Raw genomic sequence first — 22,856 nt, 5'->3', positions numbered from 1 at the left:
GATTGTCCTTATCGTTCTTCATGCTCACCAGGCGTGTGCTGTTTAATGATGTCCATTACCGCAGCGGTCATGATCGCGGTGGAAACGCCGAACATGAGAATGCCATTGGCCGCCTCCAGGGGACTGAGCAGGCGCCATTGCTGGCTCAGGACCACATCGCCATAGCCCAGGGTGGCGAAGGTCACGCCGGAAAAGTACAGCGCGGTGATGAAATCCTCGAACTCGCCCAGCAGCAGGAACAGCACTGCCCACAGGGCCATTTGCACATAGTTGCCGATGAGCATCACCACCATGACCATCGACAGCAAGCGCACGTCATCGCTCCAGGCAGGGTTTGCGTTCATTTTGCGTCGCAGCGACACATAGCGACGCGCACACAGGGCTAAAAACCACGCCTGCAACACTACGCAGAGCACGATCACCGGTAGGCCTACCAGAAAGTTGATCAGCATGGGTGACCCTCTTCAGCGGTTGGGTTGGACATGTTTCGACGTTGCCGGCGCTTATCGAGCAGATACACCATCGCACAGGCATACAGGGTGACCAGAATGAACAGGCCCATGCGGATGGCGAAGGCGGTGTAGACATCCTTGCCGGCGGCGCTGTCCTGCACCGACTGGCCAAGCAAAATGATCATGGTCGTCAGGCTGTTGAGCCAAAAGCCCGGCTTGTAGTTGCCTGGGCTCAGCCCGTAGAGCTTTCGGGCCAGCACCAGGCCAAACAGCAGCATCCACAGGAAGAACATCCACAGGTTGACGAACAGGCCCAGGGCGAACCAGAAGACAATCGCCATCAGGCCGCCGAGCAGGGTTGAGCCGAGCAGCTCCCGGCCTGCAGTGCGCGCATTAGTGGCGGTGCTCTGTTGGCCAAGGTTGACCGCCTTCATGATGATCGGCATGTAGCTGGCCGGATCGATCAGCGCTAACAAGAAGGCGGGCATCACCACCAGCGCTGCGCGCAATGCCAGCCAGCTGATTTCATCAGCCGATAGCGCAGGTGTGGGGGGGGGCGGCTGGGTGCCGATCGGGTCCGGGAACAGCCAGTGGCTGATCGACACCGCAGTGACGGCCAGGAGTAAGCCCTTGACCAGCGATACGATCACCTGCAGCGCCAGGTCGAATTCGGTAGCGCCGGCGGCGCTGATCATCGTCAAGCCAACCACCATGAAGGTGGCGACCAGCGAGTTGCCGCCACTCATGCCATAGCGAAAGACCATAAACAGGCACAGACCGACCAGCATCACACCGGTTGCCGCGTAGTAGTGCAACAGCGGTATCAGCAGCAAGCCGCTGCCGGTGGTCAGCATCAGCACCACGGCCAGGCCTAGGCTGGCCTTGAACGGCAGCGGTCGATTCATTGCCGCCAGCATCGTCAGCGCCAGCATCGGTGCAATGAAAGGGATCGGCAGGGCCAGGCCGAAGCTTGCAGCCAGGCACAGCGCAGTGCCAGTGGCCAGGCGCAGGGCTCGCCTGGCACGGACTTGTTGCTCAGTAGACATACGACATCCAGCTCATCACCCGCAGGAACAGGCGGCCGAGCAGGTTCAGCGGGTTACCTTCGCTGGGGAACGCCATGACCTCGGCCTGGCCACCGACACGGATGCCACTGATGTCGGCCAACTGGCCGGGCACAAGCTCAATGATCACTGGAAAACGTTGGGCCGGGCGCAGCCAGTCACGGCTGTTCTGCACCGTGGGCAAGGTTCCGGCTGGCGTGCTCTGGCCGGTACTGACGCCATAGCCGATGCTGCGCACATGGCCTTCGAATATCGTACCGGGCAGGGTATCCAGCACGATGCGGACCGGGGTCCCGGGTCTGACCTTGCCCAGGTTGTTCTCGGTCATGTCGGCCGTGACCCACACATCGTGAATGGCGATCAAGGTCATCAAGGGCGCACCGGCTGCGGCGAACTGGCCGACATCGGTGCGCAGGTCGGTGACAAGGCCGTCCGAGCGGGCACGTACGATGCTGTTGGCCAGGTCCAGTTCGGCCTTGTCGACATTGGCGATGGCGGCGAGCAACTGGGCATTTTTCTCGTCGCTGCCACCTTGGGTTTCGCGGGCGCGTTCTACTTCTGCCCGCGCGGCGGCAACGTGGGCGACGGCTGCATCGAGGGTGGATCGGGAAACCTCCAGGCGGCGCAGGGAGATGGTTCCGGGATCTTCCTTGTACAGGCGCTCCAGGCGTTGCAGGTCCTGACGGGACATGACTTCGTTGGCCTGGGCTGCTTTCAAGGATGCCACCTTGGAGTCTATGCCTGCGGTGTTGGCACCAATCTGCTTGCGGGTGGTCTGTAAGTCGGCACGCGCGCGGTCAACAGCGATCTGGTAGTGCTGCGGGTTCACTTCGAACAGCACTTCGCCAGCCTTGACGTCCTGGTTGTTGCGCACATTGACTTTGGTGACCATGCCAGCAACCTCCGACGCCACCGGAACGACAAAGGTCTGCACCCGCGCCTGTTGCGTGTAGGGGGTGTAGCGGTCGGCCAGCAGGTACCAGACCAGGCTCAGGAGGATCAGCACGGCAACCCAATTCACCGCTTTTTTGGCCGGATCGGGCGCAGGCGACGGTGCGGTTTCTTCCGTCTCTTGTTGGCGGTCACTCAATTGACACCTTCCTTCGCTTCATCGAGCAGGTCGCCCCAGTCGGTGCGTTGCTGCATCTGTTGGCGGGTGGCGGGATCGAGCAGCGGACGGTCACTGTACCAACCACCGCCGAGGGCCTTGTACAGCGCGATCAGGCTGTTGACGGCCGTGTTGCGATTGACCAGGTAGTTATCCTGCTGGGCAAACAAGGCCGCTTGGGCATCCAGTACCCGCTGGAAATCCGAATAGCCTTCACGGTACTGGGTATTGGCCAGGGATACCGAGCGCTCGGCGGCAATCGACGCTTCGCTGAGGATACGGTCGCGCTCCAGGGCCTTGACCAGACCGGTCGCGGCATCGTCGGCCTCACGTGCCGCCTGGCGAACGCTGTCTTGGTAGACAATGATCAATTGCTGCAGGCGGGCATCCTGGATGCGCACGTTGTTGGTGATTCGGCCATGATCGAACACGTCCCAGCGCAGGCTCGGCCCGCCGATCAAGTCCAGGGTGTTGGACGTGCCGTCGAGGGAACTCGCGGACCAGACGATGCTGCCCAACAGGCTGATCGAGGGGTACAGGTCGGCCTCGGCGACACCGATCAGCGCCGACTGAGCCGCGACTTGCGCTTCTGCGGTACGCACATCCGGGCGACGCAACAGCAGGTCGACCGGTACCGCCTGCAGCACGGCACGGTCGACGAGGGGCACCACACCGGTATTGGTAAAGAGTTCCGGTATCGCACCAGGCGGGCGACCTATCAGGGTGGACAACGCATTGCGTGTGCTTGCGACCTGCGCTTCGAAGTCGGGGAGGGTGCTCAGGGTTCCCAGGTACTGGGTCTTGGCCTGTTGCAGATCGAGCTCGGCATTATCACCGCTGGTGAACAGGCGCTCGGTGATCTCATAGCTGCGCTTTTGCAGTCTGGCGTTGTTCTTGGCGATGAGCAGGCGCGCTTCGGCGGTACGCAGCGCGTAGTAGGTTTGCGCCACTTGCGCGCGAAGCAGCACCAGAACGTTCTCATAATTGCTCTGGGCGGCGAACCAGGCAGCATCGGCCGACTCGATGGCGCGGCTGAATCGGCCCCAGAAATCCAGTTCCCAGCCGATGTCGAAACCCGCGCTGTGTTGCCACAGATGGCTGTCCTGCGGATTGTCGCCGCCCCATTGGCGACGTTTGAGGTACAAGCTGTCGGCGCTGAGCTGTTGGAACTGCGGGTAGCGATTACTTAACGCGATGCCCAATTGGGCGCGGGCTTCCATCACCCGCAGGCCGGCGATTTCCAGGTCGGCGTTGTGGGCATCGGCCTCGGCAATCAGATGGTCGAGCACCGGGTCGGTAAATACGTGCCACCACTGCCGGCTATCGGGTTGCGTACGTTGCTGGCTGGCAAGCTGCAAGGCTTGGGTGTTCCAGTGTTCGACCCAGGGCTGGGTCGGTGACTGGAAGTCCGGGCCCAAGCGCACACAGCCGCTCAGGCCCAGGGCGCCACACAGCAGCAGTCGGCTCATGCGAGCAGGGCACGACATCAAGCGCACCCTCCTCAGACTGGTGGATGCTCGCTCGTTTCCTCAATTCGCGGTTGCTCATCGCGCGGGAGTTCATCCAGTACATCGATATGCGGTTGGTCCTCGACCCATTGCCAGAACAGTTGATAGGCGACCGCCAGTGCCACCGGCCCGATGAACAGGCCGATGAAACCGCCGCTGACCATACCGCCCAAGGCGCCAATCAGGATCACCGGCATCGGCACATCGACGCCACGGCCCAGCATCAATGGCTTGAGGATGTTGTCGGCCATGCCGGCAATCAGGCTGTAGATGCCGAACACGATAGTGGCAAACGTGGCGCCTTCAGTGGCAAATACATAGGCGACTACCGGCAAAGTCACGAGAATCACCGGCAACTGCATGATCCCCATCAACAACGCGACCATGGCCAGCAGCCCGGCGCCGGGCACCCCCATGAGTACGAAACCAACCCCCACCAGCAGCATCTGGATGAAGGCGATACCCACCACGCCCTGGGCAACCGCGCGGATGGTCGCGGTACACAGTTCGGTAATGCGCGGGCCGCGCTCGGGGCCGGAAAGGCGAGTGGTGATGGCGATGGCGCTGCGTTCGCCGTTTTCGCCGTAGGCCATCAGCACACCGGCAATGATCAGGGCACCGATGAACAACAGAAAGCCCACGCCAACACCGGCCATCTTGCCCAGCAAGGTCAAGCCGATCGTCTTGATGTAAGGCATCAACTTCATCAGCACGCTGCTCATGTCGGTCGCCGACTGCATCCAGAAGTTGTAGAGCGGTTTGCCAATGAGCGGCAGGGTGGCGATTTTTTCGTTCGGCAGCGGAATTTCCAGGCTGTCGGACTTGAGTATGGCCAGAGCGCCTTCGATCGAATCACTGACCGAAGTGCCCAGCAGGTATATCGGTACCATCAGCAAGGCCAGGGCGACAACGATGATTAGGGTCGCGGTTCGACCGTCCTTGTTACCCAGCTTGCCTTTAAGCATGTTGTGCAGCGGGTAGATGGTAATGGCCAGGATCACTGCCCAGAGCATCAGATTGAGGAAGGGATGAAAGATCTGGAAGCAGAACAGCACCAGCACCGTGATAAGCCCGGCGCGAATCAACACATCGAGCAACCCACCGGACAGCGCCCTTGCAGAAATGTTCGTGCGCAACATTGTCTAGCTCCTCGCGGTTCGTCACCAGGATCGGGATACGCTTAGGCAGCATAGACGTTGATTTGCCAGGAGTTCCACGCTGACGCAACGAAGTGGTGAAAAATCGGTCGAATTTGATCGTTATCGGTGGACGCTGGTCAGCTTGGTTGCTGTGTAGTGTCACTGTGCTTGGGCAAGGCAATGGAGATAAGCGCGGCAGCCAGTACAAAAGCGCTCGATACTAACAAACAGGCTTGCAGGCTATAGGCTTGGAATACCCAACCCGAAAGCAACGTGCCGACGAGCCGGCCCAACGCGTTGGACATGTAGTAAAAACCCACGTCCAGGGATACCCCATCTTCCTTGGCATAACTGACAATCAGGTAGCTGTGCAGCGCGGAATTCACTGCAAACAGCACGCCGAATAGCATAAGCCCACCGAGCAGCACTACTTTAGCCGACCAACCTGCGGTCAGCCCCAGCGCAATCAGTGCGGGCAGCCCGGCCAGCGCGATGGCCCAGGAAAAGGCGGCTCGGCCGTCCGGTACCTGGCCACGCTTGTTGCCGGTAATGCGGGGGGCAAATGACTGTACGATGCCGTAGCCGATGATCCAAGTAGCAAGAAAGCTACCAACCAGCCAGAAATCCCAGCCTAATGCGCTGCTCAGGTACACCGGAAGGGCTACGACAAACCAGACGTCACGCGCGCCAAAGAGAAACAGTCGTGCGGCCGAGAGGATGTTGATCGCTCGGCTTTTAGACAACATATCGCGGAACTTCGGTTTGGCTTTGGCTTTGCCCAGGTCCTTTTTCAGCATCAGCAAGCTGCCTGCCCAAATCAATGCGAGCGCTGCCGCCATAGCCAGGACCGCCATGCTGAAACCGAGCAGCGCGAGCAGTGCACCTCCGAGGAAAAAACCCACCCCTTTGAGCGCGTTTTTCGAGCCTGTAAGGATGGCCACCCACGTGTAGAGGGTGCCTTGCTGGCTATCCGGTACCAAGAGTTTGATGGCGCTTTTGGCACTCATCTTGTTGAGGTCCTTGGCGATGCCGGACAACGCTTGGGCCGCCATCACCCAAGGTGCAGTCAGCCAGGTTCCCGGCACCGTGAGCATCAACAAGGCCAGTACCTGCATGCTCAGGCCGATGTTCATGGTGCGATTGAGGCCCAGACGGGCGCCGAGGTAGCCGCCCACCAGGTTGGTGATGACGCCAAACATTTCGTAGAACAAAAACAGCGCTGCGATCTGCAGCGGCGTGTAGCCCAGCGTATGGAAGTGCAAAACCACCAACATGCGCAACGCACCGTCGGTGAGGGTGAAGGCCCAATAGTTAACGGTAACCAGCAGGTACTGACGCACTTGCGTAGACAGGGCTGACAACGCTTTCATGATCGCCGTTTACTCCGCCGCGCCGACCAGTCGGGCCAGCTCCGCGGCACGATTGGCGTAGCCCCACTCATTGTCGTACCAGGCGTAGATCTTCACCTGGGTACCATTCACTACCAAGGTCGACAGCGCATCGATGATCGAGGACCGTGGATCGGTGCGGTAATCGATGGACACCAATGGGCGCGCTTCATAACCCAGGATCCCCTTCAACGGGCCTTCGGCAGCAGCCTGGAGTAGCGAGTTGACCTCCTCAGCTGTGGTTGCACGCGCCACCTCGAACACGCAGTCGGTCAGCGAGGCGTTGGCCAGCGGTACGCGCACGGCGTGACCATTCAGCTTCCCGCGCAGCTCGGGGAAGATTTCGGCGATTGCTGTAGCTGAACCGGTTGTGGTGGGGATCAGGCTCATGCCCGAGGCACGGGCGCGTCGCAGGTCCTTGTGTGGTGTATCGAGGATGCTCTGGGTGTTGGTCAGGTCGTGGATAGTGGTGATCGAGCCGTGACGGATACCCAGGCTCTCGTGAATCACCTTGACCACCGGAGCCAGGCAGTTGGTGGTGCAGGAGGCGGCGGTGACGAGGCGGTGCTGGGTTGGGTCGAACAGGTGCTGGTTGACGCCCATCACCACATTCAGCGCACCCTTTTCTTTCACCGGGGCGCAGACCACCACGCGTTTGACGCCTTGATCCAGGTAAGCCTGGAGCACGGCAACCGACTTCATCTTACCGCTGGCCTCGATGACCAGGTCGCAACTCGACCAATCGGTGTCGGCGATGGCCTTGTTGGCCGTGACCTTGATGTGCTTGCCATCGATTACCACCGAATCGCCTGCTGCACCGGCTTCACGGTGCCAGCGTCCGTGGATCGAGTCGAAGTTGATCAGGTGGGCGTGGGTCTCAGCGTCCCCGGCCGGGTCATTGATCTGTACGAATTCGAATTCCGGCCAATCCCAGGACGCGCGCAGAACCAGTCGTCCGATACGTCCAAACCCATTGATGCCTACTTTGATTGCCATGTTGTGTTTCTCGAATTGCGGTTAGTAAGGGGGCAGGGGATGGTGCTGAACGGATTGATGTAAGGCTCAAATGGATCGTTGATTGACGCGTTTCGACAGTTCTTCAGCCGACTCCTTACGTTCGGAGTAGCGATCGACGAGGTAGTCGGCACGGTCACGAAGCAGCAGGGTGAACTTCACCAACTCCTCCATCACGTCGACGACTCGGTCATAGTACGCCGAGGGCTTCATGCGGCCCGCCTCGTCGAACTCCAGATAGGCTTTCGGCACTGACGACTGGTTAGGGATGGTGAACATACGCATCCAGCGACCGAGCACGCGCAGTTGGTTGACCACGTTGAACGATTGCGAGCCGCCACAGACCTGCATCACCGCGAGGGTCTTGCCCTGCGTCGGACGCACAGCGCCCATGCTCAGCGGAATCCAGTCGATCTGCGACTTGAACACGCCGGTCATTGCACCGTGGCGTTCCGGTGAGCACCAGACCATGCCTTCTGACCAGAGCACCATGTCCCGTAGCTCTTTGACCATGGGGTGGTCGTCGGCCGCGTCATCCGGCAGCGGCAGGCCTGACGGGTTGAAGATTCGTGTCTCGGCACCGAAGTGCTGCAACAGCCGGGCCGCTTCCTCCGTCAGCAAACGGCTGAAGGCGCGCTCACGGGTCGATCCATACAGGAGCAGGATGCGCGGTTTGTGTGTGGACGTCTGCTCTATCGCCATTTTGTCAGGCGATGGCAGATCGACCAGTTCTGGTTCGATATTGGGGATACAGTCATCGGTCATGATTTTACTCCTGGGGCAGGGGTACAGATGCTTGGTCGAACCAGCGACGTTTGAGCCACAAGGCGACGCCAACCAGCGAGATCAGTACAGGGACTTCCACCAGCGGCCCGATCACGGTGGCAAAGGCTACCGGTGAGGCGAGCCCGAAGGTAGCAATGGCCACGGCGATGGCCAGTTCGAAGTTGTTGCTCGCGGCGGTAAAGGCCAGCGCAGTGGTCCGTGGGTAGTCGGCCTTCAGCAGCTTGCCCATCCCGAAGCTGACGAAGAACATCACCACGAAGTAGAGGGTCAGCGGGATGGCGATGCGCAGTACATCCAGTGGCAGTTGCACCACCTTGTCGCCTTTGAGACTGAACATGGCGACGATGGTCAGCAACAACGCCACGAGTGTCAGTGGGCTGATCTTGGCAATGAAGCGCTCCTGGTACCAAGTCGAGCCTTTGCGACTGATCAGGATCTTGCGGGTCAGGAAACCAGCCAGAAACGGGATACCCAGATAGATCAGCACTGACTGGGCAATTTCGAGGAAGCTAATCTCGATGACGCTACCCTGCAGGCCGAACAGTGGAGGCAAAAGGCCCAGAAAGATCCAGGCGTACAGGCTAAAGAACAGAATTTGAAAAATGCTATTGAAGGCGACCAAGCCCGCCACGTACTGGTTGTTGCCGCCCGCGATCTGGTTCCACACCAGCACCATGGCGATGCAGCGCGCCAAGCCGATAAGGATCAGCCCGGTCATGTACTCAGGCTTGTCGCAGAGGAACACGACAGCCAGCCCGAACATCAGTACCGGGCCGATCACCCAATTCTGAATCAGCGACAGGGTGAGGATGCGTTTGTCCTTGAAAACTTGTGGTAACTCCTCGTATTTCACCTTCGCCAGTGGCGGGTACATCATGACGATCAGGCCGATCGCAATGGGAATGTTCGTCGAGCCTACTGACAGGCTATTCAGCCATGCTGGCAGCCCCTGGAACAGGCTGCCCAGGCCGATGCCAAGCCCCATGGCCAGAAATATCCAGACCGTCAGGTAGCGGTCGAGGAATGAAAGTCGGCTTTTGCTCATGGTGAATCTACCTTAGCGTCAGAGCGTTGCGATGCCTACCCACTTGGCAGTGATCAGCAGCAGGTGGCGACGCGCAGTGGGCGCTCACCCATACTGTCCAGGCGTTTGGCGCTGGTGCTCAACCATTCGCGATTGGCGTCCAGCGTTGTTGTCAGAATCTCGCGCACCCAGACGGGCAGCGCTGGATGCAACCGGTAGTAGACCCACTGGCCTTGCCGGCGGTCTTCCAGCAAACCGCAAGTGCGAAGTTGCGCCAGGTGGCGGGAAACCTTGGGCTGGCTTTCTTCCAGGGCACAAATGAGTTCACAGACGCACAGTTCTTCCTCGCGAGCGATCATCAGCATCATCCGAATGCGGTTCTCGTCGGCGAGGCATTTGAAGACCTTGGTTGGGGTCAGCGATTCAGTCATGGTCGTTCTCGGTGTTGGGTTGTCACGAGGTATTAGATTGTGGATCTCGTAGCACCTAGATATATGTTATTTCGAATATACGTAAAATCGAATATTTTGCAACCCGGCGAGAACAGGTTGCTTTACATGTGCGAGTATCGTGAAGGCCAGCAAAGTGGGCAGACAGGTTTCGAGGAGTGGTTGTCATCAGGGGAGGCCAAGCAGGTTGGGTGCTTGGCTGGGACATACAGCAATACTCACCGCTGGCAGGGCGACGGAGCGGGACTGCACGCCGTGTGCCTGTGCGCGGCCCGCTGGCGTGCAGCAGCTCGCTTTTTGAGCAGCGGTTACCTGTACAGGCTGCCATTACCCAGCATCAAAGAATCCAGGGTAATCAATCATGCTCAAGTTGTACGTATTCCAACATTTTCTGACTTCCATCAAGGATGTCACTACAGATGGCATTGCGAGCTCCTGCGCCATCCCGCTTCTTGAGTGCTTCGAGTACATCCCAGTGATGGTCAATCGCCATGCGCTCGTTGAAGCTTCCATAGGCGCGAGCAATGAGCGGCCCGGTACGCATCCACAAGCCGTCCAGCAGGCTGGCAAGTACCGGCATGTCAGCGATTTGCGTCAAGTTGAAGTGAAACTCGTGGTTGAAGGTCAATGCTGAGGTCAAATCATTGTCTTTAATCGCGGCGAGGTTGTTTTGAATACAGGTTTCCAGCCGCATTAATTGCTGCGGGGTCGCTAACGACGCGGCGGTCTCGGCTGCCAATCCTTCGAGCGAGAGCCGGATGCTTCTAATCTCCAGGTACTGCTTGGAGGTCAGCACGGGTACGCGAATGTCTCTCGGTGTTGTGAGAACCAGCGCCTGCTCCTTCGCCAATTGAAGAATGGCGTCCCGTACAGGCGTGACACTTGTACCCAATTGTTCAGCAAGGTCGCGTATGCGCAGCCGGTCGTTAGGCTGGAAGCGGCCTGTGATCAACGCTTCGCGGAGCAAGCCGTAGATACCGCTGCCAAGATAGGAGTGCTTTAGGTTCTCAATAGGGTAATTCATCGCGTACTCGTGTGCGGCACATGCCCGGCTGGATAGGGGAGGCTACCAGCAGCGATTATCGAGTAACTCAAACATGTTGCCCACCGTTTACGTGGATTTCTGCGCCATTGACATACGAAGCACCGTGCGTGCAGAGGAAATGCACAAGTGCGGCGACTTCCTCGGGCTTACCCAGGCGTTTCATTGGAATCGAGCGCTCAACTATCTGCGCGGTGCCGGCGGATAGGATGGAGGTATCGATTTCCCCGGGAGCGATCGCGTTTACGCGAACACCGTGGGGCCCGAAGTCATGCGCCATCTCGCGAGTCAGGGCCGATAGCGCCGCTTTCGAGCAGGCGTAAGCGACACCTGCAAACGGGTGGACGCGTGAACCGGCGATGGAGGTGACGTTAATGACTGAGCCTCTGGCTGTCTTGAGCTCCTCGAAAAGCCCCTGAGCCAGCAGTGCTGTGGAGAAGATGTTCACATTGAAAACGTTCAGCCAGGTCGAATAGTCGGATTCCAAAACCCCCAGTCGCTCCCCATCTGAGCCTTTCGGTGAAATGCCGGCATTGTTGACTAGCGCATCAAGTCGGCCACCGAGCTTCTCCCTGATTTCTGGAAGTCTATTCCGTACATCCTCCACGTTCCCAAGGTCGAGGTGAATGTGGTTGGCCAGCCCTTCGGCCCACGGGCAGCCTTCACCCAGATCCTGCCTCGAAGCGGTAAAGACTCGCCAACCCGCGGCGCTGAAATGTTTCACGGTCGCGTGGCCAATGCCCCGGCTGGCACCGGTGAGAAGCAAAGTACGTTGATCAGTCATGGCGCAATCCCTGTCGTTGGTGAAAGGAGTGTAGATCAAAATATGATGCATCATATTTTTTATGTGTTTTAATGGATTTTGTCCCCACCGGGGATGCGTCACGTTCGATCGATTGCTGCCACTACAAGAAAACTGCCATCCCTTTAAAGCTGCCCATGATCCGTAGCTGACCTGGAGATACGCATGAATAAGAAAATCGCAGCTGTACTTTTACTTGCAACAATTGCTGGCCCGCTGAGTGCCGCTGAAAAGCTAACCGTTGTTTCCTTTGGCGGGAACAATCGCCAAGCGCAAGAAAAGGCGTTCTACAAACCCTTTACAGCCCAGAGCGCCACGACCATCACGGCTGATGACTACAATGGCGAAATGGCCAAGATCAAGGTGATGGCCGACACCGGTAAAACCAGTTGGGATGTTGTGGAGGTCGAATCTCCCGAGCTCATCCGGGGTTGCAGTGAGGGGCTGTTCGAGCCGTTGGACTGGAGCCGGATAGGGAAGAAGGAGGATTTCATTCCTGCCGCAGTCAGCGACTGTGGTGTCGGTATTTTCATCTGGTCGACTGTGCTTACCTATGATCCCACTAAGCTCGCCGCTAGCCCGCAAGGCTGGGCCGACTTTTGGGACATGAAGAAATTTCCCGGTAAGCGCGGCCTTCGGCGCGGAGCGAAGTTCACGCTGGAGTTCGCGCTGCTTGCGGACGGAGTAAGCAACCAGGACGTCTACACGCTTCTGGGCACTGAAGCGGGTATCCAACGCGCGTTCAAAAAGCTCGACGAAATCAAATCCAACATCCAATGGTGGGATTCCGGTGCGCAGCCTCTGCAATGGCTGGCAGCCGGTGACGTGGTCATGACCTCCGCCTACAACGGTCGCGTGACCTCTGCCCAGGAGGAAGGCCAGTCATTTGCAATGCAATGGAATGGCAGCCTTTACGACCTCGACCACTGGGCGATTGTCAAAGGCTCTGCGAAAAAGGCATTGGCAGAGCGCTTCATCGCGTTCGCTAGCGAACCTGTTCAACAGAAAAATTTCGTCGAAGCCATTCCTTACGGGCCAAGCAACACCAACGCGATGAGCTTGGTAGATAAGCGTGTTGGCGAAAAACTCCCGACGGCACCCGAAAATCTAAAAAACGCCCGGGCTACCGACGCCGAGTTTTGGATCGATCATGGAGAGGATCTGGAGGAACGATTCAACGCTTGGGCCAATAAGTGATACATGGCGCCCTTTAAAACCGGGGCGCCATTCGATTTGCCGGATAAGGACGTGAGTCATGCCACTTGAAAATTTAGCGGTTGATGACAGCTTACTGGAGGTTGCTCCAGCGCAGGTCTCGGATGCGCAAGCGTGCGCAGTACTCCAGCAGCAATTTGGTTTAAGCGGCAAACTCGAGAAATTGGGCGGAGAGCGAGACCTCAATTTTCGCGTGATGCTTAAAGACGGGTCATCTCGTTTGCTCAAGCTCTCCCATCCGCTTGAGAACCCCGATGTGGTCGACTTCCACAACCAGGCGATGCGAAGAATCGAGCTTCGAGATCCCGACCTTGCAGTTCAACGCGTGCATCCGTCGCTTGAAGGCCAATACGCTACCTTTGTTGAGATTGATGGGCAGCGCATGCTGGCCCGACTTCTGTCTTTTGAAGACGGTATGCCTCTTCATTGCGTGAGCCGCACCACAACGGCGTTTCGCCGAGTAATTGGGCAGTCCATTGCCCGGCTTGACGTAGCGCTGGAAGGCTTCACTCATCCTGCTGCCGGGCATGTTCTGCTTTGGGACATGCAACATGCCGCGCACCTTCGGCCGCTGCTGATTCACATCGAACCTGGTCAGGGGCGAAGCATCGTCGAGCAAAGTCTTGACCGGTACGAATCCGTCGTCTTGCCCTGGATCCCAGAGCTGCGAAAGCAAGTGATTCACAATGACACCAACCCGCACAACATTATCGTGGATACCAATAACCCTGATGTTCTGCGCAGCATCCTCGATTTCGGTGACATGGTGTACGCACCCTTGGTCAACGAAGTAGCGGTGGCCGCTTCATACCACCTTGGGCAGGTTGGCGATGTCCTGGAGCCGGCATTGGATGTCATTGGCGCGTACCACCAACACAATCCGCTTACCCATGAAGAGTTGGCGCTGCTGCCGGAACTGCTGGCCACGCGGTTGGCATTAGCCCTGTGCATCAACTCATGGCGCGCCAAGCTGCATCCTGAGAATCGCCAGTACATCCTGCGAAACGCCCAGCGCGCGTGGGCAAATTTGAAGGCAATGTCGTCTCTGTCTCGATCTGAAATTGAAGATCGAATTTCTTCCGCGTGCCTGCGAGAGGTCAAAGCATGAGCATGGTCAACGGCTTCACTTCAGAGGACGCAGCCCGGCTTTCGGAAACGGAACGACGCTTGATCGAGCGCCGCGAGCGTCTGTTGGGCCCGGCGTACCGTCTTTTCTACGAACGACCGCTCCATACCGTTCGAGGGGAGGGCGTTTGGCTCTACGATGAGCAGGGCCGTCGTTATCTGGATGCCTACAACAACGTCGCGTCCATCGGTCACTGTCATCCCCGCGTGGTTGAGGCAATGTATCGGCAGTCGCTTGTGCTGAACACGCACACCCGCTACCTGCAGGAGGGGATTCTCGACTATGCCGAGCAGTTGTTGGGCACATTCTCTGGCGATTTGGATCGAGTCATGTTCACCTGTACCGGGAGTGAAGCGAATGACCTCGCGCTTCGGATCGCCAAGCAGTACACCGGTGGCACCGGCGTCATCATCACCCAGTTTGCCTACCACGGTGTCACTGGCGACATTGCCGAGCTTTCGCCGTCGCTCGGTCGCGCCATAGTGCTCCCGGCGCATGTTCGTACCGTTCGCGCCCCTGACGCTTACCGTCTGGGGGCCGAAAACGTGACGTCGACTTTCGCCGCAGACGTACGTACCGCGATCGATGACATGAAAGCGCACGGCATCCGTCCCGCGGCTATTTTGCTCGATGGCATCTTTTCTAGCGATGGCGTGCTCCCCGGGCCGGCGGGCTTTCTCGCTGAAGGTGTTGCATTGGCCCAGGCAGAAGGGCTGCTGTACATCGCCGATGAGGTACAGCCAGGCTTTGCGCGTACCGGTCTGAATATGTGGGGTTATTCGAGGCATAACGTGCGTCCGGATCTGGTCACGCTCGGTAAACCCATGGGTAATGGTCAACCTATTGCCGGTATCGTTGGGCGCTCTGAGGTGGTCGATGATTTCGGAAAGAACATGCGCTACTTCAATACGTTTGGAGGCAACCCAGTCTCGTGTGCCGCAGGCCAGGCTGTCCTGGACGTGATCCAGGAAGAACATCTGCAGCAGCGATCGCATGACATTGGCAGTTATCTGCTGAGTGGCCTGACAAAGCTTGCTCAGCGCCATGAACTGATCGGTGACGTCAGGGGGGCGGGCATGTTCCTCGGTGTTGAGCTCGTCACTGATCGTACGACGAAGAGACCCGCAGCCGAGCAGGCGCGCAAAGTTGTCAATGCAATGCGTGAACAGGGTGTGCTGATCAGTGCCGCCGGCCCGCTCGAAAACGTACTCAAGATACGACCGCTATTGGCGTTTACGCAGGAGCATGCGCAGATTCTTGTCGAGGCGGTCGATGTCGCTATACAAGGGGTTCATTAGCCTTGAGCTTTTGACCGCTGTGTGCGCTGGTAACGAGTAACTGCGATCTGGACGGCGGCGGCCACCAGGCAAAGCAGGCCGACTTTCCAGCTGCCCTCCACCTCGAAGTGCTCGGATATTTTTCCAGTGATGATCACGCTAACGAAGATGGCGACAGGTAGGATCAGTTTATTCATGAAGTCTTCCAGCGGTAAATGACAAAAGGCGCGAGTGAGTCCCACAGTTCAGGCAGAGAGGAGGGTGTTCCTCCATTTTGCTTCGACGGCCAAGGGCATGAAGTGTGAATGAAATAAAGGGGGCGATGATTGTTTCCATCCAGAAACCAACAGATCTGATCCGCTCGTGCTCTTGGCGTTGAAGCTCATGGAGCACAGAGACCAGCTCGCTGAAGCCGCATCGTACCGAGATCTCTGAGAACTTCTTGAAATCCATCACCATGGGGTTGATTGCTGTAAAAAGGTGCCAAGCTTTGAGCCAGCTGTCCTGGGCGCAGATCGAAATTACGATTACGGTCGGGCAGCGTTAGCCAGAGCGATTGATTTTCCGAGTCGCGATGATTGCCTCATAGCGACTCGATACATTCAACTTGATGAAAATGTTCTTCAGGTTCCATTTGACAGTCTGCACGCTGATGTTAAGGGCTAGAGCAATGCGCTTGTTCGACATCGACTGTTCGACCAGTGCGAGAATCTCCTGCTCGCGCTTGGTCAATAACACGCTAGGCACAGGGGTAGAGGGCGGGGTGCAGGGGCGCGCAGGGTTTCCCCGCGTCATGCATGACAGGAGCTGTTGCCGGTACAGTTCGGCGTCCTTGGCGGCCAGTTCACCCAGGTCTTGAAGCAATACCCGCAGCGCATCGCCTTCGTCGATGAAGGTGCGAAGCAGTCCGAGGCGATAGCCGCAGGCGAGGGCGCCCTGGAGGTGTTCGCGCACGGCATCCTCGCGGCCAAGTTCAGCCACGGCGAGGGCCATGAGGATGTCTACCTTGACCAGCAGTGCGCCACGGTTCAGCTGATTGGCGATAGCCTGTACCTGCTCGAGGTCTTCCAGGGCCTGCTCGGCGCGCTGCCGGGCGAGCGCTAGGCGTGCACGCGACAAGGCGGTCACGCCCTGGATGTTCAACTGGCAGAGTGTCGACGGCTGGGGTAGGCAAGCCACTTCATTTAGATTGGCCTGCAGGGATTGGGCATGGCGCCAATCGCCAGTGGTCAAGGTCACCCTGACCTGTTCGGCGAGCATCAGGGCGATGCCGTGGTCCCGGCCCAGGTTGCGAAAGTGCGCTTCCTGCGTCACCAGGTAATCCAGCGCGGCTTGCGCGCTTTCCTGCAGGCACTGCAGCCGAGCATAGGTCAATGTGGCGCAGTACATGTATTCGGGTGCGGAGAAGTGCAGCACATTCAAGCGATTGGCCAATGTTTCGCGGGCATCATCGATGCGATCGCTCTCGTACAGCACGGCCGCCGAAATGGTCGCGATGGTGCTAGCGCTGAGTGAGCGGCGCCCGTACATGGTCTCGGCGGCAGCCAGGATACTGGCGCTGGTACGTTCGGCTTCGAGCATGTTGCCCTCGAGCCAGGCGACACTGGCGATTGTTGCACGGTTGATCAGTGTAAGCTCGTTGTCATGGGTGTGCAGGAAACGCGCATTCGGCGCATTGAATTCACTACGTGCTTCACCGAAACGGCCGAGAAATGCCAGCGTTCCCACTGTGATGCCGATACGAAAGCCATCGAAAAAAGGGTGGCGCAACGGCGCGTCGCCCACTGACTGCACCAGTGCCAAGGCGGTTTCGATATCTTCGCTGAACAGCGCAATGACGGCATGAAGCAAGGTGATGTAGCGCCGTTGCAAGGGTGACAACTGCACCGCATCCAATGAGCGGCTCAACGCCCTGGCACGCTCCAGGTGTCCGGTGATGGCGGCGATCCAGGCGCTGATCAGGATCAACTGCGGATGGTGTTCGAGCAGCGTCGTCGGTACGCGGTCGATCCAGCGCATGAACATGCCCATGTGGCTGAGGCTGCTGACGGTGGGCAAGGCGTTCTGGATGATCTGCACTACATTGTCGAAATCTTCACTGAGCAGGGCATGGCGAATGGCCTCCGGGTAGAGCCCTTCACGGTTGAACCACGCAGCCGCGCGCAGGTGCAGCTGGCGGACGTCGACCTGGCTGTCGGCCAGGCGCTGACCAAGGAACTCGGCGAACATCGGATGCCAGCGGTACCACTGGAAGTGATCCTGCATATCGACGGCAAATAGGAACAGGTTGTGCGCTTCCAGGGTCGCGATCAGTTCGCCAGCGTCGTCGACTTCGCACACCTCCGCGACCAATGCACTGTTGAAGCGGCGCAGGATCGAGGTTTTGTACATGAACGCGAGCAAGACGGGTGACAGGTCGCTGATAACGTCTTCGGAGAGGTAGGCGCCGAGGTTGGTACCGCTGAGCAAAGGTTGACCCGGTTGCTTGCCCGGCTTGGCCTTCATGGCAATCGCCAACAGTTGCAGGCCGATTGGCCAGCCACTGGTCATATCGTGCATAGAGTGGGCGGTGTCCAGGTCGATGCTAGTGTCCAGGTGCGCCTTGAGAAAGTCGAACGACTCACGGAAGGCGAACGACAGCTCGCTGCTGTCGATCTCGCATAATTCGCCCATGGCCCGCACCCGGCCGAGCAACAGCGGAGAAGCCTGGCGCGAGGCCAGGATGAGGTGGAAATTCGCCGGCGCGTTATCGAACAGCACCTGCACCAGGGCGTGGATCGTCGGGCTGCTGATGTGGTGAAAATCATCGATCATCAGGTACTGCTCGGCGCCGTCGCGATCAAGTGAGTTGATCAATGCCGTACAGATCGCCTGAAGCCAACTGGCGTCGCCGTGATTGGGCAGCGGCAAATCGTCTTCCAGCGCCACACCCATCCTTTGCAAGGCCCCGATAAGGCCCGCACAGAAGGTTTCCGGGGTGTCGTCCTCAGCATTGAGCGAGAGCCAGGACACCAGGGCGCCTCGCTTGAGCAGTTCAAGTCGCCACTGAGTCATCAGGGTGGTCTTGCCAAATCCGGCGCTGCTGGTAATCAGCACTAGGCAGTGGTTGCGGGCATCGTGCAGACGGGCCATCAGCGCTTCGCGCAGCATGGCGTGGCGTGATACCCGAGGTGGGGCGAATTTGGTGGTAACGAGCATGGAGGTCGGTTTCATCAGATTGTCGTTTTTATGGGTGGACCACATCCAAGTCGGCCCCACTCCACGAGAGTGGGGCGGGCACGATTGTCGCTGCGCTAATTTGAGCATCAAGACTATGAGGGAATCTCCAATGGCATGTCCATACATGACTGAAGCACAGCGACTTCCGGTCCAAAGCATGCGCACTTTTGTCCAGTTTGAAATACGACCTATGGCCAACCTGCTGCGCAGCGGTGCTATCGATCACGGCCAGTTGCTCGGGCTGACCCAATCGGTGGCCGAATTCGGCCTGCCGGGTGTGGCCGTTGCCCGGGAGCAGGGCGGCCTGGGCGTGGATTGGGTGACGCAGGGCCTGTTGTTCGAGGAACTGGTGAGGGGCAGTGTCGAGCTGGCAGAGCAGGTGTTGATCAACACCCTGGCCGCTGTCTGGCTGGCGAAGCAGCCAAAGGTCTCGCCGTGTTACCTGGCCCAACTGCTGGAAGGCCGCTTGCTGGTAGGGATGGCGCCCGGCACGGAAGGCCTGAAGGTCAGCCTGCAGGCGGGCGGATGGCAAGTGGATGGCGAGTGCGCCTTGGCGTTCAGTCACCCACAGGCCGACGTGTTGCTGTGTGCGGTGCAACACGACATACACCATCCCGATTTGGTGCTGCTTGACCGCGGCAAGGACCAGGTCGAGCTGCGTCACCGCCACCAGCCTGTCGGGCGCAAGCACATGTATGTGCAAGTCACCCAGGTGCTGCTGCGTGAGGAGCGCGGGCTGACGGGGGCGCAAGATCCGGTGTCCGTGGGGGTGGACCTTGACGCCCTGGTCAAGCTGCACCAGTCGGTGGCGTGGGTGGCCCATGGCCAGGTGGCGCTCGACGCATCGATCAAGCGGGCCCGTCACACCCGCCAGTTTGGCCAGCCGCTTGCCGCACAACACCTGGTTGCCCAGCAGTTTGCCGAACTGTCCACGCAACTGGAGGCGGCGCGGCTGATGTACAAGCTTGGTTTCGAGTATGTGCAAGCGGGCCAGTGCATTGACAGTCTGGCCCGGCGGGCACGCTTGCTGGCGGCCGACACGGCAGCGCGTATCTACCGGCAGGTGAGCCGTATCGACAGTTGTGCAGGGCACGAGGAGGCGCCTGCAGTGCAGCCCAGTAATCTGCTGCCGTTGTTTGGCGAATCCCTGGCGGATGATGCACAACGCATTGCCGGTGAACTGCCGCACGATCCGGCAGGTGTGTGATAAGGGCGCCGGCGATGCGGCGCCCAGGCACTCTATTTCACCTCCTCGAAATCACCCGGCTTCCAGCCGCCATTGAATGCAACCGCCTCGGGGCCGTAGATGCGAAAGTACGAGAACCAACCTTTTCCCGGCTCGGTCTTGATCCATTGCTTCTCGTAACCCGGCGGGGCGCTCGGCCCGAAGTACAATTCGCTCACGCCAGCGTTGGAGGCGCCTTGCAGCTCGACCATCGAGCGCAAGGCGGCCAGGTTCTGTGAGTTCTGGATCTGCGAGCGCGTCTGGCTGTCATACACGGTGACCGACCAGAACAACCTAGCGGGGACCGGCTGTGGCACTTTTAGCCGGTAGGTTTTGCTGCCGTCGAGAAATGCGCCTTGGTCATCGCGACTCCCCAGCCAGTACAGCGAGCCGGCACCGGGAGCACGGCGAAACATCGCCGGCGAGGCGATCAAGGCCTGGTAGAACCATTTCTCCCGCGCTTCTAGGTCGACCCGCCCATCGATCTCGAACGCGCCGTTTTCCGGGCGCAATACTGCCCATTCCCAACGCCGATCCGGCCAGGCCAGGCGGTCGTCGCGTCGGTCTGCCAGCGACTGCACGCGCATTTGCTGGTTACCGCGTTGCGCCGCCTCGATGAGAATCCGCTGCATGCGCGCATCGGGAGCAAACGGCTTGCCTTTGACGATGCCCAGTGCAGCCAACTCACCGTAGTAGTTTTGGTACTCGGGCAAGGCCGGTTCGCTGTCGATCAACTGGTGCAGTTCACGCCAGTATTCAAGCGTGCTTTCAATGGCCACGGGCGAGATGTCGCTGCTTTTGCCTGCCTGGTCGATCCACTGCGGCGCAGGCCAATCGGCGGAGTGGTCGAGCGGGTAGACCTTGACCGACTTCATGAGCGCGAACGCCGCCTCGTCGCCGCCCTTGGGCAGCGCACGCAGCATCAGCAACAGGCGCCGGGTGGTCGGTGTCGCGACAAAATAGCCTTCAGGGACCTGCCCGTCGAAGCCCGGTGGCAAGAACAGGTACTTGCCACCCTGGCCTTTGTCCGGCCCTGGCAGGCCAAGGTCGGCGACCCAGCGCTGGTTGAGGTCGTTGACCACACTCATGATCGGCCCGGCGGGCAATTCGACCACCATCGGACCATTGGACAGGTCCATCATCAGACCCGCATAGGGCGTATCCGAGTTAGCGGTGAACACCTGTTTTTTCGGTGTACCTTGCAACAGGGTGAAGACCTTGTTGGGCACCTGCCCCAAGGCCAGGTTGACGTTCCATAGGTGCATCATGGAGACGTTGGGGTAGAAGAACCGGTAGCTCTGCAGGGCCCGGTTTAAGTCGACGTCGTCATAGACCCGCTGCACGGTCTGTGCGGTGGGGTAGCCGTTGCTGAAGGCATAGGGCGCATCGGCGCCTTGGGCCTGGACAGTCATGCTCAAGGGCATCAGGCACAGCAGCGCGGCGAGGGTGCGGGGCGTTGGCATATGAGGGCTTCCTTGTTGGGGTGGTGAAGGCGCCCACCACCAGATTGACGGTTATCAGTCGATTTGCTGGATGTCATTGAGCACCCAGCTGCGATTGACGATGCCTTCCGTGGGTCCGTAGATACGGAACAGGGTGAAGAAGGGCTGGCCAGCACGGGTGCTGATCCAGTTGTGTTCAAGCCCCTCCGGTGGCTTGGGACCGAGGTACAGGTCGACACTGCCGTCGCTGTTGGTGCGCATTTGCTGGTTGTAGGAGTCCAGCCCGACCACCTTGGCCTCGCGGATGAAGCCTGCGGTATTGGCGTCGTACACATCAACTGCCCAGAAGTCGCGTACCGGCGCATTGGCCGGGATGGTCAGCTTGTAGGTGCGGCTGCCATCCAGGCGGATGCCCTGGTCGGTCGTGTAGCTCTTCATGTACACATGCGGGCCCGGCGGCACGATGGGGCCGAACATGGCAAACCAGGCGAAGGCGCGGTCATCCAGGTACAAACCCTTGTCCGGGTCGACAAAGGTCAGCTTGGTGCCGTACGAAACGTTTCGAGCCGCCAAGGAACGCCACTGGCGTTGCTCGCCCCAGATCGCCTCACCCGACGCGGCGTAGCCTTCCTTGAGGTAGGTATGGGCCTCGCTGGCCGCTTTGCCGAGCAACTGCTGGCGCTGCGCGTCTGGCTTGAAGTCCAGGCCCTTGCCGATCTGCAGGGCCTTGAACTGGCCCATGATGCTCAAGTCGCGCGGTTGCACCGGTTCTTCGGCGACCATCCGCGCAATCGAGTCGAACAGGCGGCCATCGAAGGGTGTGATGGCGTCGTAGACCTTGTCGGCCATGTCCAGGTAGCGGTTGGCGACCGGCGCGCCGGCGTTGGCCAACGGATACGCCTTGAGTCGTTTGAGGTAGTCGACACCGGCGGCTAGGTCGGCGGCCTCGGTGGTCTTGGTAATCACCCGCAACAGGCTGTAGTTGTTGTAAGTGGTGCTTTGCACCGGTATGTACCCGCCGGGCACGTCACCCTGGTAACCCGGAGGCAACAGCAGGTAGCGTGCGCCCTTGCCTTTGTCCTGGCCCATGCTGCCGACGTTGATCAACGGAATGGTCCAGGAGTCGAGCAGGGCGCCATACAGGCCCGCATCGGCGGTGGCGGGGATATCGACCACCACCGGCCCCTCCTTGAGGTTGACGAACAGCATCACGTAGATCGTCGAATGGTTGGGCGTGGTGGTCTGGTTCTTCCAGTCCGAAGGTCGCGACCAGTACATGATGTCGTTGTAGTTCGCACCGGCATCACGCAAGTAGGCCTGGCGCATGGCGTCGAAGTTGGCCAGTGGCATGCCCCAGATCGCGGCCTCGGTCGCCCGGCGTTCCAGCATGCGCGTTTGCAGTGTATCGGCTGTCAGCGCCGTGACCGGCTTCAGGGGTACGAAGGCGGCAATCGCCAAGAGCAGGCATAGCAGGCCGGCAGCAAGTAACTTACTGCGTCCGGTTGCAGATTTACGGTCTGGTTGCATGTCGATCTGTCCTCACTCGTGTTTTGTGCGCAGCAAGGCTTGCCGGCAC

At 59.3% G+C, this 22,856-nt stretch carries 20 protein-coding genes; 4 read left to right on the top strand and 16 right to left on the bottom strand.

Annotation, left to right across the window (positions count from 1 at the left end; genetic code table 11):
* Positions 1-8 precede the first annotated feature (8 nt).
* From ACQRAX_RS04010 to ACQRAX_RS03955, 12 genes are all read right to left on the bottom strand, one after another.
* Positions 9-452, bottom strand: a complete 444-nt coding sequence (locus tag ACQRAX_RS04010) for a potassium channel family protein (RefSeq protein ID WP_412039335.1) — start codon at positions 450-452, stop codon at positions 9-11.
* Positions 446-1,498 carry a DUF2955 domain-containing protein gene (locus tag ACQRAX_RS04005; RefSeq protein ID WP_412039336.1) on the bottom strand — a complete coding sequence of 351 codons (1,053 nt, stop codon included), beginning with the start codon at positions 1,496-1,498 and terminating at the stop codon, positions 446-448. Before ACQRAX_RS04005 ends, ACQRAX_RS04010 begins: the two co-directional genes overlap by 7 nt.
* Entirely contained in the window at positions 1,488-2,606 is a 1,119-nt protein-coding gene (locus ACQRAX_RS04000; RefSeq protein ID WP_412039337.1) for an HlyD family secretion protein, read from the bottom strand. The genes ACQRAX_RS04005 and ACQRAX_RS04000 overlap by 11 nt, the downstream gene beginning before the upstream one ends.
* On the bottom strand, positions 2,603-4,111 hold the full coding sequence (locus tag ACQRAX_RS03995) for an efflux transporter outer membrane subunit (protein WP_412039338.1): 1,509 nt from the start codon (positions 4,109-4,111) through the stop codon (positions 2,603-2,605). Before ACQRAX_RS03995 ends, ACQRAX_RS04000 begins: the two co-directional genes overlap by 4 nt.
* 14 nt (positions 4,112-4,125) lie before the next feature.
* Positions 4,126-5,271, bottom strand: a complete 1,146-nt coding sequence (locus ACQRAX_RS03990; protein ID WP_412039339.1) for an AI-2E family transporter — start codon at positions 5,269-5,271, stop codon at positions 4,126-4,128.
* A gap of 137 nt (positions 5,272-5,408) precedes the next feature.
* Positions 5,409-6,641 carry an organoarsenical effux MFS transporter ArsJ gene (gene arsJ / locus ACQRAX_RS03985; RefSeq protein WP_412039340.1) on the bottom strand — a complete coding sequence of 411 codons (1,233 nt, stop codon included), beginning with the start codon at positions 6,639-6,641 and terminating at the stop codon, positions 5,409-5,411.
* 9 nt (positions 6,642-6,650) lie between these two features.
* Complete coding sequence (locus ACQRAX_RS03980; protein ID WP_412039341.1) at positions 6,651-7,655, bottom strand: ArsJ-associated glyceraldehyde-3-phosphate dehydrogenase; 1,005 nt, start codon at positions 7,653-7,655, stop codon at positions 6,651-6,653.
* 66 nt (positions 7,656-7,721) lie between these two features.
* Complete coding sequence (gene arsH / locus ACQRAX_RS03975) at positions 7,722-8,438, bottom strand: arsenical resistance protein ArsH (protein WP_412039342.1); 717 nt, start codon at positions 8,436-8,438, stop codon at positions 7,722-7,724.
* 4 nt (positions 8,439-8,442) lie between these two features.
* Complete coding sequence (gene arsB / locus ACQRAX_RS03970; RefSeq protein WP_412039343.1) at positions 8,443-9,504, bottom strand: ACR3 family arsenite efflux transporter; 1,062 nt, start codon at positions 9,502-9,504, stop codon at positions 8,443-8,445.
* 53 nt (positions 9,505-9,557) lie between these two features.
* A complete protein-coding gene (locus tag ACQRAX_RS03965; RefSeq protein ID WP_045185136.1) occupies positions 9,558-9,914 on the bottom strand; it encodes a metalloregulator ArsR/SmtB family transcription factor in 357 nt (118 codons plus the stop codon).
* Positions 9,915-10,287: 373 nt separating this feature from the next.
* Positions 10,288-10,956, bottom strand: a complete 669-nt coding sequence (locus tag ACQRAX_RS03960; protein WP_412039344.1) for a GntR family transcriptional regulator — start codon at positions 10,954-10,956, stop codon at positions 10,288-10,290.
* Between the two features lie 67 nt (positions 10,957-11,023).
* Positions 11,024-11,758, bottom strand: a complete 735-nt coding sequence (locus ACQRAX_RS03955; RefSeq protein ID WP_412039345.1) for an SDR family NAD(P)-dependent oxidoreductase — start codon at positions 11,756-11,758, stop codon at positions 11,024-11,026.
* Positions 11,759-11,941: 183 nt separating this feature from the next.
* Between ACQRAX_RS03955 and ACQRAX_RS03950 the strand changes: the two genes are divergently transcribed.
* The 3 genes from ACQRAX_RS03950 to ACQRAX_RS03940 are packed head-to-tail and all read left to right on the top strand — an operon-like array spanning position 11,942 to position 15,415.
* On the top strand, positions 11,942-12,973 hold the full coding sequence (locus tag ACQRAX_RS03950) for an ABC transporter substrate-binding protein (protein ID WP_412039346.1): 1,032 nt from the start codon (positions 11,942-11,944) through the stop codon (positions 12,971-12,973).
* A 58-nt stretch (positions 12,974-13,031) separates the two neighbouring features.
* Entirely contained in the window at positions 13,032-14,099 is a 1,068-nt protein-coding gene (locus ACQRAX_RS03945) for a phosphotransferase (RefSeq protein WP_412039347.1), read from the top strand.
* Positions 14,096-15,415, top strand: coding sequence for an aspartate aminotransferase family protein (locus ACQRAX_RS03940; RefSeq protein ID WP_412039348.1), 1,320 nt, complete (start codon positions 14,096-14,098; stop codon positions 15,413-15,415). The genes ACQRAX_RS03945 and ACQRAX_RS03940 overlap by 4 nt, the downstream gene beginning before the upstream one ends.
* Here ACQRAX_RS03940 and ACQRAX_RS03935 read toward each other — a convergent pair.
* Together ACQRAX_RS03935 and ACQRAX_RS03930 are read right to left on the bottom strand one after the other, a co-directional pair.
* Positions 15,412-15,591, bottom strand: a complete 180-nt coding sequence (locus ACQRAX_RS03935) for a hypothetical protein (RefSeq protein ID WP_412039349.1) — start codon at positions 15,589-15,591, stop codon at positions 15,412-15,414. The two genes, ACQRAX_RS03940 and ACQRAX_RS03935, sit on opposite strands and share 4 nt — an antisense overlap.
* Positions 15,592-15,937: 346 nt before the next feature.
* Positions 15,938-18,607, bottom strand: a complete 2,670-nt coding sequence (locus ACQRAX_RS03930) for a LuxR C-terminal-related transcriptional regulator (protein ID WP_412039350.1) — start codon at positions 18,605-18,607, stop codon at positions 15,938-15,940.
* On the opposite strand from ACQRAX_RS03930, the gene ACQRAX_RS03925 reads away from it, so the two are divergent.
* Positions 18,543-19,820, top strand: coding sequence for an acyl-CoA dehydrogenase family protein (locus tag ACQRAX_RS03925; RefSeq protein WP_427867725.1), 1,278 nt, complete (start codon positions 18,543-18,545; stop codon positions 19,818-19,820). The two genes, ACQRAX_RS03930 and ACQRAX_RS03925, sit on opposite strands and share 65 nt — an antisense overlap.
* A gap of 32 nt (positions 19,821-19,852) precedes the next feature.
* Here ACQRAX_RS03925 and ACQRAX_RS03920 read toward each other — a convergent pair whose 3' ends face one another.
* Positions 19,853-21,301, bottom strand: a complete 1,449-nt coding sequence (locus ACQRAX_RS03920) for a DUF1254 domain-containing protein (RefSeq protein ID WP_412039351.1) — start codon at positions 21,299-21,301, stop codon at positions 19,853-19,855.
* A 54-nt stretch (positions 21,302-21,355) separates the two neighbouring features.
* Complete coding sequence (locus tag ACQRAX_RS03915; protein WP_412039352.1) at positions 21,356-22,807, bottom strand: DUF1214 domain-containing protein; 1,452 nt, start codon at positions 22,805-22,807, stop codon at positions 21,356-21,358.
* Positions 22,808-22,856: the final 49 nt, after the last annotated feature.

Origin of the sequence: Pseudomonas sp. UM16 (assembly GCF_050312595.1) — a bacterium.
In the GTDB taxonomy this organism is placed as follows: domain Bacteria; phylum Pseudomonadota; class Gammaproteobacteria; order Pseudomonadales; family Pseudomonadaceae; genus Aquipseudomonas.
Note: the sequence above shows the minus strand (reverse complement) of the source record. Positions and strands in the feature narration are given on the sequence as shown.